17 protein-coding genes are annotated in these 15,821 nt (G+C 65.6%); 3 read left to right on the top strand and 14 right to left on the bottom strand.

The window, feature by feature from the left end; translation table 11 throughout:
• The first annotated feature begins 103 nt into the window (after positions 1–103).
• A complete protein-coding gene (locus ASG57_RS16340) occupies positions 104–934 on the top strand; it encodes an enoyl-CoA hydratase (RefSeq protein WP_024338947.1) in 831 nt (276 codons plus the stop codon).
• Positions 935–1,046: 112 nt separating this feature from the next.
• Here the strand turns inward: ASG57_RS16340 and ASG57_RS16335 are convergent, their stop codons facing one another.
• Positions 1,047–1,670 carry a GNAT family N-acetyltransferase gene (locus tag ASG57_RS16335; RefSeq protein WP_057196831.1) on the bottom strand — a complete coding sequence of 208 codons (624 nt, stop codon included), beginning with the start codon at positions 1,668–1,670 and terminating at the stop codon, positions 1,047–1,049.
• Positions 1,671–1,736: 66 nt separating this feature from the next.
• Complete coding sequence (locus ASG57_RS16330; RefSeq protein ID WP_024338949.1) at positions 1,737–1,940, bottom strand: DUF1127 domain-containing protein; 204 nt, start codon at positions 1,938–1,940, stop codon at positions 1,737–1,739.
• A 110-nt stretch (positions 1,941–2,050) separates the two neighbouring features.
• Here ASG57_RS16330 and ASG57_RS16325 point away from each other — a divergent pair, with 110 nt between their 5' ends.
• A complete protein-coding gene (locus ASG57_RS16325) occupies positions 2,051–2,950 on the top strand; it encodes a transcriptional regulator GcvA (RefSeq protein ID WP_024338950.1) in 900 nt (299 codons plus the stop codon).
• Positions 2,951–3,030: 80 nt separating this feature from the next.
• On the opposite strand, the gene ASG57_RS16320 is transcribed toward ASG57_RS16325, so the two are convergent.
• Genes ASG57_RS16320 through ASG57_RS16310 form a run of 3 tightly spaced genes read right to left on the bottom strand, consistent with a single transcriptional unit; the run spans position 3,031 to position 5,637 of the window.
• Positions 3,031–3,444, bottom strand: coding sequence for a Rieske (2Fe-2S) protein (locus ASG57_RS16320; RefSeq protein ID WP_024338951.1), 414 nt, complete (start codon positions 3,442–3,444; stop codon positions 3,031–3,033).
• On the bottom strand, positions 3,444–4,553 hold the full coding sequence (locus ASG57_RS16315; RefSeq protein WP_024338952.1) for an amidohydrolase family protein: 1,110 nt from the start codon (positions 4,551–4,553) through the stop codon (positions 3,444–3,446). Before ASG57_RS16315 ends, ASG57_RS16320 begins: the two co-directional genes overlap by 1 nt.
• Before the next feature lie 25 nt (positions 4,554–4,578).
• Positions 4,579–5,637 carry an amidohydrolase family protein gene (locus tag ASG57_RS16310; RefSeq protein WP_024338953.1) on the bottom strand — a complete coding sequence of 353 codons (1,059 nt, stop codon included), beginning with the start codon at positions 5,635–5,637 and terminating at the stop codon, positions 4,579–4,581.
• 143 nt (positions 5,638–5,780) lie between these two features.
• Here ASG57_RS16310 and ASG57_RS16305 point away from each other — a divergent pair, with 143 nt between their 5' ends.
• Positions 5,781–6,263, top strand: a complete 483-nt coding sequence (locus ASG57_RS16305; RefSeq protein WP_024338954.1) for a CinA family protein — start codon at positions 5,781–5,783, stop codon at positions 6,261–6,263.
• Between the two features lie 77 nt (positions 6,264–6,340).
• Here the strand turns inward: ASG57_RS16305 and ASG57_RS16300 are convergent, their stop codons facing one another.
• The 9 genes from ASG57_RS16300 to ASG57_RS16260 all read right to left on the bottom strand — a co-directional run bounded on the left by ASG57_RS16300 (position 6,341) and on the right by ASG57_RS16260 (position 15,783).
• The gene (locus ASG57_RS16300) at positions 6,341–6,616 is read right to left on the bottom strand and encodes a DUF1488 family protein (RefSeq protein ID WP_024338955.1); all 276 of its coding nucleotides are present in this window, start codon (positions 6,614–6,616) and stop codon (positions 6,341–6,343) included.
• Positions 6,617–6,691: 75 nt separating this feature from the next.
• Positions 6,692–8,161: an AMP nucleosidase gene (locus ASG57_RS16295; protein WP_057196830.1), complete on the bottom strand. Its 1,470-nt coding sequence runs from the start codon at positions 8,159–8,161 to the stop codon at positions 6,692–6,694.
• Positions 8,162–8,290: 129 nt separating this feature from the next.
• Positions 8,291–9,625, bottom strand: a complete 1,335-nt coding sequence (locus ASG57_RS16290) for an HlyD family type I secretion periplasmic adaptor subunit (RefSeq protein WP_024338957.1) — start codon at positions 9,623–9,625, stop codon at positions 8,291–8,293.
• The gene (locus ASG57_RS16285) at positions 9,622–11,370 is read right to left on the bottom strand and encodes a type I secretion system permease/ATPase (RefSeq protein WP_024338958.1); all 1,749 of its coding nucleotides are present in this window, start codon (positions 11,368–11,370) and stop codon (positions 9,622–9,624) included. The genes ASG57_RS16290 and ASG57_RS16285 overlap by 4 nt, the downstream gene beginning before the upstream one ends.
• A gap of 250 nt (positions 11,371–11,620) precedes the next feature.
• Entirely contained in the window at positions 11,621–11,890 is a 270-nt protein-coding gene (locus ASG57_RS16280; RefSeq protein WP_024338959.1) for a GlsB/YeaQ/YmgE family stress response membrane protein, read from the bottom strand.
• A gap of 254 nt (positions 11,891–12,144) precedes the next feature.
• On the bottom strand, positions 12,145–13,122 hold the full coding sequence (locus ASG57_RS16275; RefSeq protein WP_024338960.1) for an ABC transporter ATP-binding protein: 978 nt from the start codon (positions 13,120–13,122) through the stop codon (positions 12,145–12,147).
• Entirely contained in the window at positions 13,119–14,534 is a 1,416-nt protein-coding gene (locus tag ASG57_RS16270) for an Asp-tRNA(Asn)/Glu-tRNA(Gln) amidotransferase GatCAB subunit A (RefSeq protein WP_024338961.1), read from the bottom strand. The genes ASG57_RS16275 and ASG57_RS16270 overlap by 4 nt, the downstream gene beginning before the upstream one ends.
• Positions 14,531–14,728 (bottom strand): hypothetical protein, encoded by a 198-nt coding sequence (locus ASG57_RS16265; RefSeq protein WP_024338962.1) that lies wholly within the window; start codon positions 14,726–14,728, stop codon positions 14,531–14,533. The genes ASG57_RS16270 and ASG57_RS16265 overlap by 4 nt, the downstream gene beginning before the upstream one ends.
• The gene (locus ASG57_RS16260) at positions 14,725–15,783 is read right to left on the bottom strand and encodes an ABC transporter ATP-binding protein (RefSeq protein ID WP_024338963.1); all 1,059 of its coding nucleotides are present in this window, start codon (positions 15,781–15,783) and stop codon (positions 14,725–14,727) included. Before ASG57_RS16260 ends, ASG57_RS16265 begins: the two co-directional genes overlap by 4 nt.
• Positions 15,784–15,821 lie beyond the last annotated feature (38 nt).

Genomic DNA, 15,821 nt, shown 5'->3' with positions numbered 1-15,821 from the left:
GGACTGTCCCCACGGAAGATTCTGGATTGTTTCGCGGAGCCTGTCATCGGGCCGCGCTTCGCGCGGACCCGTTGGCACGCAATGACGAAGGAAGGGAGAAGCCATGACCACGGAAACCACCATCGACACCGGTACCCACGAGCTCCTCTGCGTCATCCGCGACCGCGTCGCCATCATCACGCTGAACCGGCCGGAGGCGCGCAACTCGCTTTCGGATGCGCTGACGCCCGCGCTGCGCACGATGATCCGGGCCTGCGGCGAGAATCCCGCTGTCGGCGCCCTGCTGCTCACCGGCGCGGGCGAGGCCTTCTGCGCCGGCGGCAACGTCAAGGGCATGGGCGCGCATCGCGACAAGGCAAAGCTCGACATGTCCTTCGACGACAGGGTCGCCGATCTCCAGGAGCGACAACGGCTGCTGACCGGCGCGCTGGTGTCGGTGCGCAAGCCGACCATCGCCGCCCTGCCCGGGCCCGCGGTCGGCGCCGGGCTCGCCATCGCCATGGCCTGCGACATCCGCATTGCCGCGCTATCTGCCTTCGTTGCGACCGGCTATGCCCGCATCGCGCTCTCCGGAGATTACGGCATCGCCTGGCTGCTCACCCGCCTCGTCGGCACCGCGCGGGCACGCGAACTGATGTTCACGGGTGATCGCGTCGATGCCGCGCGCGCCGAAGCGATCGGCCTCGTCAACCGCGTCGTGCCCGACGACAAATTGCAGACCGAAGCCTTCGCGCTCGCCAAGTCGCTGGCCGAAGGCCCGCGCCTGGCCCTGCGCTACATGAAGGACAATCTCGACGAGGCCCTGCTGTTCGATTTCGAAACGGCGCGCGACCACGAAGCCGAACGGCTGGTCCGCCTCACCACGACGGCCGATCACAAGGAGGCGGTTCAGGCCTTCATCGAGAAGCGCAAGGCGGTGTTCACGGGGAAGTAGCCCGTCATTCCAGGGCAATGCGCAGCATCGAGCCCGGAATGACGCTGGAGAGAGAGACCACGAAGGCAAAAAAGGCCCGGCTCTGGGATGACCAGGCCGGGCCGCAGTCATGTCAGGCCGAGGCTGAGGGGCTGTCGGCCTGACGGGAAAGAGCAGCGAGACGCCAGTTCGCGCACGGAATGTCTTCCGGCGAGACGCTGATCTCCTTCTCGAAGCGCACGAGCTTCCAGTCGTCGGGATGGTTGACGAAACCAAAGCCCGATTTGCGCGCGAGCGAGACCATGGCCTCGTTGGAACGCAGCGTGTCGCCGAACATGTGTTCGGCGCGAAGTGCTGCAGCGCGGCATTCGAGGTTGTTCATCAACGCGGTGGCGATGCCGTGGCCTTGCCAGCGGTCGTCGACCGAGAGGCCGAACTCGAGCGTCGCGGTCCCGACATTCAAGGCATAGCGCGCTTCAGCGACGATAGTGTCGAAGCCGTCGACCATCATTGTCGCAACGATCGTGAAACGATCGCGCTCGCCGACCTCGAGGAACTCCTGCAGCAGGCCCTTCGGCAGTTCGCTGATCGCACCGAAGAAGCGGTTGTAGCGCGAGCGGGTCGAGAGCGAGCGGAAATAATGCTGGATCTCGTCCCTATCGCGAGGCTCGACGAAGCGGACATTCATCACCTCGCCGAGCCGGGTGCGCAGAGTCTCGGAATATTGCTGGAGGTCTTCGAGGCGAAGGGTGCTCATGACACGTCCATCCGGAGGGGGACCGCCGGCGCCCCTGTGCTCAGGCGGCGCCGGCCTGGTGGCCTATCAGGCCCGCCAGAAGGGTTTGTCGGCCTCGTAGGCGATGTCGGACCAGGACAGCCCGACGTCGTGGAGATCGCGCGCGGTCCAGTTGGTGAGCTCGCGGCGGGTGCGATAGCGCTCGTGCCAGACGTGGAGGATCTCGCCGATCTGCTGGAGCAGGCCGGCCGCATGATGATTTGTCATCGAATTCTGGGTCAGAATAGACATTCTCAGCTCCTTGAGCTAACCTGACCGCCGATATCTGCCTCCTGCTGCACCGCGACAAACGACAATTTGCACCTTTTCGCATGAAATAACGTCATGCATCATGCTGCCGGATGACTGCCAGATTGCCCTCTTTGAACGGATTGCGGGCGTTCGAGGCCGCCGCGCGCCATCTCAGCTTCACGCTGGCGGCCAGCGAGCTCAACGTGACCCAGACCGCGATCAGCCATCAGATCCGGCGCCTGGAAGAGGAGCTCGGCATTCGCCTGTTCGTCCGGCAGAACCGCGCACTGGCGCTGACGCCGGAGGCGCGCGACTACCTGCCGGGCGTCCGCGCCGCCTTCAACGACCTGCGCCTCGCCACCGATCGCCTGCTGCGCAGGGACGACGACAAGGTGCTGACGGTGTCGACGCTGGCCTCGCTCGCGGCAAAATGGCTGCTGCCGCGACTCGCCGATTTCCAGGAGCAGCACCCCGGCATCGACGTGCGCATCACCACCTCGACCAGCCTGGTCGACTTCCAGCGCGACAACGTCGATGCCGCGATCCGCTATGGCCGCGGCCAGTGGGCGGGCCTGCGCGCCGACTGGCTGATGGCGGACGAGCTGTTTCCGGTGTGCAGCCCGTCACTGCTGCGCGGCGACAAGCCGCTGCGCCGGCCGGAGGATCTGCGCAACCACGCACTGCTGCACACCTCGAACGCGAACAGCGACGATTGGCGGCTGTGGCTGACTGCGGCGGGCCTGCCCTCGGACATCGCAAGACAGCCCGGCATCACCTTCGACATGATCTTCATGACGATCCAGGCCGCGATCGACGGCATCGGCGTCGCCATGGGACGGACGTCCTACGTCCAGGACGACATCGCCAAGGGGCGCCTCGTTGTCCCCTTCAAGATCGCACTGCCGGCCGATGCCGGGTTCTACCTGGTCGCACCGGAGGGGCGCCGCGAGGCGCCGAAGCTTGCCGCCTTCAGGCAATGGCTCCTCGCTGCAACGCAAAATAAGGCCTGAAAAAGCAGCGGCTTGCCCCGCCGGGATGTCATTCCGGGGGGCGCCTCGAAGAGACGAGCCCGAAGGACGACGCGGTTGCCCTACAGCTCGACCACCACGTAGTCGCTCTCGACACTCACCGGAATCGTCTCAGCGATGTAAGGCCCCTTCACCACGCTCGCGCCCGGCTCGACATGGGCCGGATAGGCCTTCACGCGGAAGCGGCGGGGATCGCAATAGGACTGGCCGGTGCGGATGTCGAACTCCCAGCCGTGCCAGGGGCAGCGGATGATCTCACCCAACTTGGTGTATTCGATCTCGCCGGGATTGCTCGACTGCGCCAGCCCGATCAGCGGACCTTCGCACAGCGCCGCGCCTTGATGCGGGCAGCGGTTCATCAGGCCGAAATACTCGCCCTTGATGTTGAAGATTGCGATCGGCCGCCCGTCGATCTCCAGAAACTTTCGCGTGCCCGGCGGAAGCTCGTCGACCGGCGCGATGACGTGTCTTGCCATCAGGAAACGCCGTAAAGCTTCTTCGCGTTGCCGAGGTAGAACGCCTCGCGATTAGCTTCGCTGACGCCCGCCGGCAAGACGCGAGACGGTTCGTCATAGTCCCAATGCGGATAGTCGGTGGCGAACAGGAGCCGGTCCCAGCCGATCCATTTGATCACGTCGAACAGGTCCTCGCGTCGCTCCGGATCCTCCATCGGCTGCGTGGTCCACCACACCTGCTCCCGGATATATTCCGACGGCGGCCGCTTCACATGCGGCACCTCGCTGCGCAGCCGCTGCCAGACCTTGTCGAGCCGCCAGCAGAGCGACGGCGCCCAGCCGAAGCCGGCCTCGATCATCACCATCTTCAGCTTCGGGAAGCGCTCGAACACGCCCTCCAGGACAAGACTGGCCAGCGCCGATTGCTGGCACTGCGAGTGTCCGACCATCTCCTCGATGTAGTAGGACGGCCAGCCCGACGGCGTGATCGGGTTGCCGCCGAAGCCGAAGGCGTGGACGCCGACGGGAAGGCCGGCCTCTTCCGCTGCCTGATAGATCGGCCAGTAGCGGCGCTGGCCGAGCGGCTCGACATTGCGGCTGAGCAGCAGCACCTGCACGAAATTCTTGTCCCCGGCGCGCTCGCGGATCTCAGCGGCGGCCGAGAGCCCGTCCTCATTGCCGACGACGATTGACGCTTTCAGCCGCTTGTCCTTGGAGGTCCATTTGTCGATCTGCCAGTCGTTGATCGCCGAGCATAAGGCCGCCGAGAGCTCGTGATTGCGGATGCCCTGCCCGGTGTTGAGCGGATTGAGCACGCCGAGCTGCACATTGTTGGGATCGAGCAGCTGCTTCTGCATGAAGGACAGCGAGGAGCCCTGCGGCCCGCCTTCCGGCGGCCAGGCATCGCGGCGCGACGCGTTGGGCTGCGCCTTCGGATAGGGCGGGCCCTCCATCATGCCCTGATAGGCATGGACGCCGTAGACTTCGAGGTGATGCTGCCAGCGTTTGGCGAGGTAGGGATAGAGCTCGGTGCGGCTGGCGCGTGCCGGGTGGATGTCACAGTCCGCGATTGCGGGTTTGACGGTCAGGGGGGATTCAGCTTCTTGGCTCTCGCGGAACTGAATATTCATCGCCTTGCCTCCTTTGGCAGCGGGCTCACGTCAGGCGGGGATAGGTTGCATGCGGATTGTCGATCATGATCTTGCGCACGAGATCGGGGGACAGACCTTCGGGCAGCGCGTCCTGGTCATCGAACTGCCAGTGCGGATAGTCGGTGGAGAATAAGACCAATTCGTCCGACTGCATATGCTCAAACAGGCGAATTAATGTCTCAGGTTCCGGCGGCGCATCAAATGGCTGTAACGAGAAGCGGATGTTGCTGCGCACAATCTCCAGCGGCGCGCGATCGACCCAGGGCGTCTCCATCCGCACCCCGCGCCAGAACTTGTGCAGACGCCAGAGATAAGGCGCGATCCAGGAGACGCCCGATTCCAGCATCACCATTTTCAGCCGCGGATATTTGGCGAACACGCCCTCGACGATCAGGCTCGTGAGCTGGGCCTGGAAGGCCTGGGCCTGACCGACATAATCCTCGATGTGGTAGGATCCCCAGCCCACCGCGGTCGGCGGATTGTGATAGGCGGAACCGGCGTGGATTCCGACTGGAAGTTCGAGCCGCTCCGCCGCCTCATAGATCGGCCACAGCACGCGCTTGCCGAGCGGCATGTCGCCCATCACCAGCATCAGCACCTGGATGAAGCGCTTGTCCTGTGCGCAACGCTCGATCTCGGCAACCGCTTTCTCCACGCTCTGCGTGGGGATCACGATCGAGCCCCGCAGCCGCGGATCGCGATCGAGCCATTCCTTCGCCAGCCAATCGTTGAGCGCGCGGCAGAAGGCGGCCTGCATGTCCTCGGAGAACACCATCTGCACGCCGTACAGCGGATTGCAGATGGCATGCTTGAGCTTGAACGGATCGAGCACATGGCGCTGCATGTCCGACAGGCTCTCAGCGGGCTTGCCGGTCTCCGGACGCCAATCCGGCCGTGCCGTGATCGGTGAGTTCTGCGGATAGGATTGCGAGACGAGGTCCACCATGCCGCGCGTCGTCACCTGATCGCGCCAGTAGTCGTTCAGGTACGGCAGCAGGCTGGTCAGATGCGGCAAGGCCGGATGCACGTCGCAATCTACACCGCCGGCGATCGGGGACGTCATGACGTCTGCCTTCTCACGTTTCCTCATGTCTCTTCTTGTCCCGCCATTGAAGCAGGCCTGCCCGCCGCCCGCAACTCGGTCAGGCGTCCCGTCGTATGCTAGGAAGGACGAGCTCGGTTGCGAAGGAATGAGGGGTACCAGAGATGAAAGAACTCGTCGGCATCGCGGAAAAGGTCGCGGCACAGCTGATCGCCCGCAAACAGACCATCGCCGTGGCCGAGTCCTCCACGGGCGGCCTGATCTCGGCCAGCCTGCTCGCGGTGCCCGGCGCCTCCGCCTACTTCCTCGGCGGCGCGGTGGTATACACCCGCGATGCCAGGCGCATGCTGATGGATATTTCGGATGACGGCATGAAGGGCTTTCGGTCGTCTTCGGCGCCCTATGCGCAATTGCTGGCTGAGCAGATGCGAACGCGCTTCAACAGCGACTGGGGCCTGTCCGAGACCGGCGCAGCCGGCCCAACCGGCAACCGCTACGGCGATGCCGCCGGCCATAGCTGCATGGCAGTTGCGGGGCCTGCGTCAGAGGTGATGACGCTGGAGACGGGAAGCAACGACCGGCTCGCAAACATGCAGGCTTTCGCCGCGACGGCGCTGAACCTGCTGCTGAGAAAGCTGGAGGCGTGAGCGGCTGGCGCGGCAGGGACACACTTCCACTACCTCAGGATGACGGGGAGGACCGGTGATCGCCGTGACCTTCGACCTTACCGCCCCAAATGCCGCGTGAATATCCGCACCACATGCCCCTTCACCCGCGGCGCCTCGTCGTAGAGGTCTGACGCGATCCGCTCGATGGTTTCACGCAGGGACAGGAACTGGGCCTGACGCGCGCTGCTTTCGGTGCCCTGCATGCCTGCGAGCTCGTCCATCGCGGCGTCGCTGATCTGGCACTGCACGACCTCCCCGTCGCTCAGCATGGTGAAGCGAAAGGCCAGCCGTTCGCGGTCATGGCCGATGATCCTGTCGCGTGTCAGCGGCATCGAAACGTCCCGGTCGGCCCCATCGCGGACAGTGCGGAAATTTCTCGGCCTTGTCAGCGGGGTTGAAGGCCCACCCTACTGGAACGCGACTTCGGCAAAACTGCGGAGCTTGCGCGAATGCAGCCGCTCCGATTCCTGCTGCTTGAGCCGCTCCAGCGCCTTCAGGCCGATCTCGAGATGCTGACCGACACGGCGGCGGTAGAATTCGCTGGCCATGCCGGCAAGCTTGATCTCGCCGTGCAGCGGCTTGTCGGAGACGCAGAGCAGCGTGCCGTAGGGGACGCGGAAGCGGTAGCCGTTGGCGGCGATGGCGGCCGATTCCATGTCGAGCGCAACCGCGCGCGATTGCGACAGGCGGCGGATCACATCGGGCCCGGAAATCTCCCAGTTGCGGTTATCGACGCTCGCCACCGTTCCCGTGCGCATCAGGCGCTTGAGCTCGAAGCCCTCGAGCCCCGTGACATCCTCGACCGCCTGCTCGAGCGCGACCTGCATCTCGGCCAGCGCCGGGATCGGCACTCCCAGCGGCAGCTCGCGGTCGAGCACGTGGTCCTCCCGCACATAGCCGTGCGCGAGCACGTAATCGCCGAGCCGTTGCGTGTTGCGCAGGCCGGCGCAGTGGCCAAGCATCAGCCAGGCGTGCGGCCGCAGCACCGCAACGTGGTCGGTGACGTTGCGCGCATTGGATGGCCCGGTGCCGATATTGATCAGGGTGATGCCGCGATAACCAGGCGTGGTCAGGTGAAAGGCGGGCATCTGCGGCGCACGAGCAGGCGCGGTGCCGCTGCTCGCGCCGCCGCTGCGCGTGACGACGTTGCCGGGCGCGACGAAAGCATCGAGGCCGGCTTCGCCGGATTGGAGCCGTTGCTGGCAAAGCTCCGCAAAGGCGTCGACATAGAATTGATAGTTGGTGAAGATGACGAAATTCTGGAAGTATTCGGGATCCGTGCCGGTGTAGTGGTAGAGGCGGCGCAGCGAGTAATCGACGCGAGCGGCGCGGAACAGGGACAGCGGCTCGGGCGCTCCGGGCTGCAGCTCGAACGTGCCGTCGGCGATGGAATCGTCCATCGTGGCGAGAACGGGCACGTCGAACGCATCGCGCAGCGACCGCGTCACCGCCGAGTTCTCGCTGGTGGTGATGGCGGCCTCGATGTTGATGTCGCGGCGATAGGCGAAATGGATCGGGATCGGCTCGGCGGACTCGCCGATCTCGACCGGCACGCCGTGGTTCTGGATCAAGAGTCCGATCTGCTCGGTGAGATAGCTGCGGAACAGGTCGGGCCGCGTCACGCTGGTTTCGTGCACGCCGGGGCCGGCGACGAAGCCATAAGCGAGGCGCGAATCCAGCCGCGCATGAGTTGCAGTGGTGATGCGGACGAAGGGATAAAAAGCGCGCACCCGCGTCGTGATCGCTTCGCCGCCGACATAGGCCTCGAACCGGTCGCGCAGGAACTTCGTGTTGCGCTCGTAGATCTCTTCGAGGCGGGCGACGGCAAGGCTCGCGTCCGTGAAGGATTCGGTGGCAATGGAGGAAGGGGACTGCATTGTTCGACCGCCGGTTTGCTGCTGGCAAGCGCAGTATAGCAAACTGACAGCCAAGTCGTCATTTGCAAGTCGTCATCTGCAAGTCGTCATCTGCAAGTCGTCATTGCGAGTGGATGACGCGCTTTCGCGTCACTTCTCCCGGAACGCCCGCATAAGCTGGTCGTGCAGCGGCTTCATCAGATAGGACAGCATGGTGCGGTCGCCGGTCTGGACGAAGGCTTCCACGGGCATGCCGGGGATCATCTTGACGTCGCCGAGACGGGCGATCTCTTCCGGCGGCATCGAGACGCGGATGGTGTAGTAGCTCTGACCGGTGCGCTGGTCGGTGGTGACGTCCGGCGAGACCCGGCTGACGAGGCCGTTGAGCTCGGGCGTGGTGCGCTGGTTGAAGGCGGACAGGCGCAGCAGCGTCTTCTGCCCGATCTGGAGCTTGTCGATATCGACCGGGTTGACCTTGGCCTCGACCTGAAGATCGTCGGTCTGCGGCACGATCAGCATCAAGGTGTCGCCGGCGGTGACGACGCCGCCGACGGTGTGCACCGTCGATTGCAGCACCATGCCGTCCTGCGGCGCGCGGATGTCGACGCGGCGGAGCTGGTCTTCGGCGGCGACCTTGCGCTCGATCAGCTCGCCGATCTTGTCGTTGGTCTCGCGCAGGTCCTTTGAGACCTCGCTGACCACGTCCTTGTCGATCTGGATGATCTGGAGCTCCGTCTCGGTGATCTTGCCCTTGGCCTGGGCCCGCGCGGCGATGTATTGCGCGCGCTCGCCGTTGAGCCGCGCCGAGTCGCGTTCGAGCTGGGTCAGGCGCGAGATCTGCACCAGGCGCTTTTCGTAGAGCTCGCGAACGCCGGTGAGCTCGTTCTGAACCAACGAAATCTCCTGGTCCTTGGCCTTTTCCTGGGCGCTGAGACCTGCGATCTCCTCGTTGAGCTGCGTGATGCGTTCGCGCAGCTGCGCCTTTTGTCCGGTGCGGCCATTGACGCGGACGTCGAACAGCTTGGTCTCTGCGGAGAGCAGCACCTTGACGTCGGGATCGCCAGCGCGATCGAGCAGAACCTGCGGAAACTCGATCCGGTCGAGGCCGCGCTGTTCCGCCTGCAATCGCGCCGCACGCGCCTGCGCGGCGTCCAGGTTCTTGGTGACGATCGCAAGGTTGGCCTTGGTGACGGTGTCGTCGAGCCGCACCACGATATCGCCGGCCTTGACCCGATCGCCGTCGCGGGCGCGCACCTCGCCGACCACGCCCCCGGTCGGATGCTGCACCTTCTTGACGTTGGATTCGACCACGATCTGTCCCGGCGCGATCAGCGCGCCCGAGATCAGCACCGTGGAGGCCCAGCCGCCGAGGCCGACGACCAGGACCAGCACGATCGCGAGGCCGAGCATCAGGTGGAACTTGATCGAATCGCGCACGGTCTTCGCCGCGGCGGGCTTCGGGCCGCCTATTGCCAATGTGCTCATGGCTTGGCCACTCCGCCTTCGCTGACGATCTTGATCGGTGCGGGCGGCGTCGCGCGCGGCTGCAGCACCTGGGCAAGCACCTGCTCCTTCGGGCCGAACGCCTGCATGCGGCCGTCGCGCAGCACCAGGATCTGATCGACCGCTTCGACCCCGATTGGCCGGTGCGCCACCACGACCACGATCGCACCGCGCTCGCGCGCCGAGCGGATCGCGCGGGTCAGCGCCTCATCGCCTTCGGTGTCGAGATTGGAGTTGGGCTCGTCGAGCACGATCAGGAACGGGTTGCCATAAAGCGCGCGCGCCAGCGCGACCCGCTGCGCCTGTCCGGCGGACAGCGCGGCACCCTGCTCGCCGACCTGGGTGTTGTAGCCTTCGCGCATCTTGATGATCATCTCGTGCACGCCGGCTTCTTTCGCAGCCGCGATGATGCCGTCGGAGGTCGCCTCGGGATCGAATCGGCTGATGTTCTGGGCGATGGTGCCGCCGAACAATTCGACGTCCTGTGGCAGATAGCCGATGTGGCGGCCGAGCATGTCGCTCGACCATTGATCGAGCGCCGCGCCGTCGAGCCGCACCTTGCCGCGCACCGGCTGCCAGACCCCGACCAGCGCGCGGATCAGTGACGACTTGCCGGAGCCGCTCGGCCCGATCACGCCGAGGCCGTTGCCCGCGGCGAGCGCGAAGGTGACGTCCTGCACGACGAGGCGCTGATCGCCGGGCGGCACCATCGCGATGCCTTCGACCGAGAGCCGGCTGGTGGGCGGCTGCAACTGGGTCGGCATCGGCTGCGCCGGCATCTGCTCCAGCAGGCGGGTGAGCCGGTGCCAGCTCTGGCGGGCCGCGACGAAGGACTTCCAGTGCGCGATGGCGAGATCAACGGGCGCGAGCGCGCGGGCGGAGAGGATCGAGCCGGCGATGATGATGCCGGCGGTCGCCTCCTGGTGGATGACGAGATAGGCGCCGACCGCGAGCACGGCCGATTGCAGCATCATGCGCAGCACCTTGGCGACCGCGCCGAGACCGCCGGCGACGTCGCTCGCGCGCTGATTGCCGGCGAGATACTTTTCGTTGGCCTCGCTCCAGCGCTGGTTCATCCGCCCGGCCATGCCCATCGACACCATCACCTCGGCGTTGCGGCGGCTGGCCTGGGCGAGATCGTTGCGCTGGGCGGCGAGGCCCATCGCCTCCTTCGCCGGCTGGCGGGACATGAATTCGGTAACCAGCGTGAGCCCGACCAGGATGATGGCGCCGACCAGTGCAGTGACACCGATCAGGACGTGGAAGGCGAAGCAGATGGCGAGATAAAGCGGCAGCCAGGGCAAGTCGAAGAACGCGCTCGGGCCCATGCCGCCCAGGAAGGAGCGGACATTGTCGAGATCGCGCAGCGGCTGGAGGCCCTCGTTGCGATTGCCGACGATCAGCGGCAGGCGCACGATGGTGTCGAAGACGCGCTTGTTGAGGGCCTCGTCGAGCGAGGTGCCGATCCGCCCCAGGATGCGGTTGCGGATCATGTCGAGCATGCCCTGCGCCATGTAGAGGAAGCTGGCGAGGATGATGAGGCCGACAAGGGTCGGAATGCTGCGGCTCGGCAGCACCCGGTCGTAGACCTCCAGCATGAAGATCGACCCGGTCAGATAGAGCAGGTTGATCATGCAGCTCATCAAGCCGACGCCGATGAACGCCGTGCGACAGGCGCGCAAGGCGTCACCGAGCTCTGAACGGCGGACGCCAGGGATGGCTGCCATCAGTCTGGTCTCTTTCAGGTAACGGGCAAAGCCCTGATTTCAAGAGCGATTTAACAGGTACTCGCCTCGGATTAACATCTGTTTTCCGGCCGTCCGACACGGTCGAAATAATCCGGGGCCCCGCTGCGCCACATCTACCCCTGGCAGCCTTCGGCGCAAGTCCGGATTTTCACAGGCTTGCGGCTTTTTCTTGCAGGCTTTCAGCCTCTTCCGCGGAAAGAGCGGCGGCAAGTTCCAGTCCAATGCGGGGCTAAAGCCGGCCGCCGCCGCGCACCAGCCGCACCACCACCAGCAGGATAACCGCGCCGATCGCGGAATAGACGATCTCCGACACCAGGCCGGTGCCGAGCCGAATGCCGAGCCTCGGAAACAGGAGGCTTGCCACCAGCGCACCGCAGATGCCGATCACGATGTCGCCGATGATGCCAAACCCGGCGCCCCGCACGACCTTCCCGGCCAGCCAGCCGGCGACCAGGCCGACGAACAGGATGACGAGCAGGCCTTCGTTGGAAATGTGCATGAGTGACGTCCCTCTCCGTGGATGCCCGGCATGGAAGGGGAACCGGGATGAATGGGGTGTGAATGCGCGCTGGGGCCAGCCGGTTGCTGGCTGCCCCGACAAAATGTCGAGAACAACCCCATGCACAGTAGAGGCGCGCTCAGCTGTCCGCGCGCGGCGGGCTGCGACAAGTCGGTGTTGTCACAGAGCAATTCCGAAGTGAGAGCACGCTCGTCACTCCTCCGCGGAAGAAGGAGGCGATTGCGCGGCAAGCATTACGATGACGCGACCGCCGGCTCCGCCAGCACGCACCGTGCCGCCCGGCCCGGCCCGACCTCCACGTTGGCAGGCAGTTGCTCCAGGCAGCGCGGCTCGACGAATTTGCAGCGGGGCGCGAATGAGCAATTGTGCGGCCTCTCGGCCAATGAAGGCGGCGTGCCAGGAATGGTCTCCAGGCGCTCGCCCCGCTTAGCGCCGTGGATGGTGGAGGCGAGCAGGCCCTTGGCGTAGGGGTGGACCGGTGCGCGGACGATGTCGCGCAGCGTGCCCTGCTCCACGATCTGGCCGGCATACATCACCGCGACGCGGTCGCAGATCTCGATGGCGACGCCGATGTCGTGGGTGACGAAGATGACGGACATGCCGAACTCGCGCTGCAGCTCGCGCAGCAGCAGCAGGATCTGGATCTGCACGGTGGCGTCGAGCGCCGTGGTCGGCTCGTCCGCGAGCAGGATCTTCGGCCGGCAGGCCAGCGCCAAGGCAATCATCGCGCGCTGACGCATGCCGCCGGACATTTCGTGCGGATAGGCGTCGAGCCGCCGCTTGGCCGAGGGGATGCGCACGACCTCGAGCATTTCGAGCGCGCGTGCCCGCCCTTCCGCAAAGCTCTTGCCCTCGTGGCGCACCACGCTTTCGGCGATCTGCGCGCCGATGGTGTAGACCGGATCAAGCGCGAGCGCGGGCTCCTGGAAGATCATCGAGACGGTCTGGCCGCGGAACGACGACAGTTGCTCGTCGTTCATGGCGAGCACGTCCTGCCCCAGCACGTTGACCGTGCCTGATATCTGCGTGCGCTTCTTCGGCAACAGCCGCATCAGCGCACGCAAGGTCACGCTCTTGCCCGAACCGGACTCGCCGAGCAGGCCCAGCACCTCGCTGTTGCCCAGCGAGAGGCTGAGGTCGTTCACGGCATAGACCGTGCGCTCGCCGGTGAAGCGGATGTTGAGGCCTGAGATCTCGACGAGCTTGGTCATGACGGCAGTTTCGGCAATCGATCGTGATGGTCGGTGACGCGCTGGAAGGCGGCGCCGATGGTGAGCAGGGTCGCCTCATCGAAGGAGCGGCCGATCAGCTGCATGCCGACAGGCAGGCCGGTTTTGGTGAAACCTGACGGCACCGTGAGCGACGGCAGGCCGAGGAAGTTCACCGGACGGGTGAACAGCGTCAGCCGCTGCAGCAGCGCCGGCGCATTCGGGCCGCCGCCGACGTCGCTCTCCTCGATCGTCGGCGCCGGCACGGGCGAGGCCGGCGCGATCACCGCGTCGACGCCGGCAGTGGCCGCGTTGTGCGCGGCGAGCGCAGGCCCGCGCCAGCGCATCGCCTCGAGATAGGTGATGGCGGGAACGGCGAGGCCGTTCTGCAGCCGCATCAGCACCTGCGGGCCATAATCCTGCGGTCGCTCGATCATCCAGCGCTTGTGGAAGGCGGCCGCTTCGACGGCGAGCACCAGCTGGCTCGCCGACGACAATTGCCGCTGGTCCGGCAACTCGACCTTGACGATGTCGGCGCCCTCGCGCTTGAGCACCGCGATGGTCTCGTCCAGCACGCGGCCGACCTCGCCGTCGAGATCATCGACATAGAAGGACGCGGGCACGCCGATCTTGAGGCCCTTCAGTGAGCCTTTCGTCGCCGCGACGTAGTCCGACAGCGGCTCGTGGCTGCAGGTCGAATCGGCGGGATCCGGGCCGGCCATCAACGCCAGCAACAACGCGCAATCCTCGGCGGTGCGGGCCAGCGGTCCGACGGTGTCGAGCGATTGCGACAGGGGCATCGCGCCGGCGCGGCTGACGCGGCCGACGGTGGTCTTGAGCCCCGTGACGCCGCAGAAATGCGCGGGCATGCGGATCGAGCCGCCGGTGTCCGAGCCGAGCGCCGCATAGGTCAGGCGCGCGGCGACCGCGGAGCCGGAGCCCGAGGACGAGCCGCCGGTGATGTGCGCGACGTTCCATGGATTGCGCACCGGGCCGTAATGGGCGTTGTGGCCGGTAGGGCCATAGGCGAACTCGGCAAGATGCAGCGTGCCGAGGCGAACCTGGCCGGCGTCCTTCAACCGCTGCAAGGCCGTGGAAGTGACGGTCGGCACGAAATCGCGGCGGATGAGAGAGCCGCAGGTCGCGACCTTGCCGGCCTCGTAATACATATCCTTGTGCGCGAGCGGAACGCCATGGAGAGGACCGCGGACATTGCCCTTGGCCAGCTCGGCGTCGGCGGCATCCGCCGCCTTGAGTGCCGCCTCCGCTTCGATCGACATGAAGGCATTGAGATGCGGCTGCCATTGTCCGATGCGATGCAGCAACGCGCGGGTTGCTTCGCGCGAAGACACCCGCTTCGCCGCGATCGCACGCGCGACCTCGGTGAGCGTCATCAATGCGGGTTCGGTGCTCATTTCGACACCTTCTGCGTCTGGGCGAGCACATAGCCGGCCGGCTCGAGGTCGAACGGCAACGTACCGGCAATGGCGGCGAAGCCTTCGAAGGCAGGCCCGATGGCATTGGAGATGCGCGTTGCAATCTCGTCATCGACGGGAACGCCGGCAATTTGCGCGATCGGCTTGATCTCTTTCGGTGTGGGTCTCGTCATGCGGTTTCTCCCCTGGGCGCGCGGCTATGGCCCGAACCCGGTATCGCCATGTAGCACGCGGCCTCGTGGCCCATTCTATCGAGCGCGGTGAGTTTTGGTGTCGCATTTGCGCAGAGCGGCTCCGCAAACGGACAGCGGGTATGGAAGCGGCATCCCGAGGGCGGGTCGATCGGATTGGGCGGATCGCCGGTGATCGGCGGCGTCTCGGTGCGACGATCGGGATCGGATGACGGCATCGCTGCCAGCAACGCGCGCGTATACGGATGCGCCGGCTGATCCCAGACCTGGTCGACCGGACCAAGCTCCACGACCTCGCCGAGATACATCACCAGCACGCGGTCCGAGATGTAGCGGACGACGTTGAGATCGTGGCTGATGAAAAGATAAGTCAGGCCGAACTCGCGCTTGAGATCGACGAGCAGATTGAGCACCTGCGCCTCGACGGATTTGTCGAGCGCGGAGACCGCTTCGTCGAGGATCACCAGCCGCGGCGACAGCGCGAGCGCCCGCGCGATATTGACGCGCTGTCGCTGTCCACCGGAGATCTCGTGCGGATAGCGATTGGCAAAGTTTTCAGGGCGCAAGCCGACCTTTCCGAGCAACTCGCGCGCCAGCGTGCGCGCCGCGTGATCGGCCATGCCATGGACCTTGGGGCCGAACGCGATCGATTCCTCGATCGTCAGGCGCGGATTGAGCGAGGCGTAGGAATCCTGGAACACCATCTGCATGCCGCGGCGCAGCTCACGCAAGCTCAGCGACTGGCCGACCGTCATGCCGTCATAGATGATGTCGCCGTCATCGCGCGGCATCAGATGCATCAGCAGCCGTGCAGTCGTGGACTTGCCGCAGCCGGACTCACCGACGATGCCAACGGTCTCGCCCTTCGCGACTGAGAAGGAAACGTTGTCGACGGCGCGCACGGTGCGCTTGGCGGCGAACAACCCGCCGCGCACCGGGAAATGCTTGGTCAGGCCGTTGACTTGCAGCAGCGGCTGCGCGACGCCGCCGCGGTCCTCGACCGGCTCCAGCATCTCGACGGATGTGCTCTCGCTCATGGCCGCGACCTCCCACCTCTCCCAATCGGGGAGAGGTG

It is taken from the genome of Bradyrhizobium sp. Leaf396 (genome assembly GCF_001424605.1).
Taxonomy (GTDB): Bacteria; Pseudomonadota; Alphaproteobacteria; order Rhizobiales; family Xanthobacteraceae; genus Bradyrhizobium; species Bradyrhizobium japonicum_C.
The sequence above is the reverse complement of the archived record's forward strand: the minus strand, read 5'-3'. Positions and strand labels throughout refer to the sequence as shown.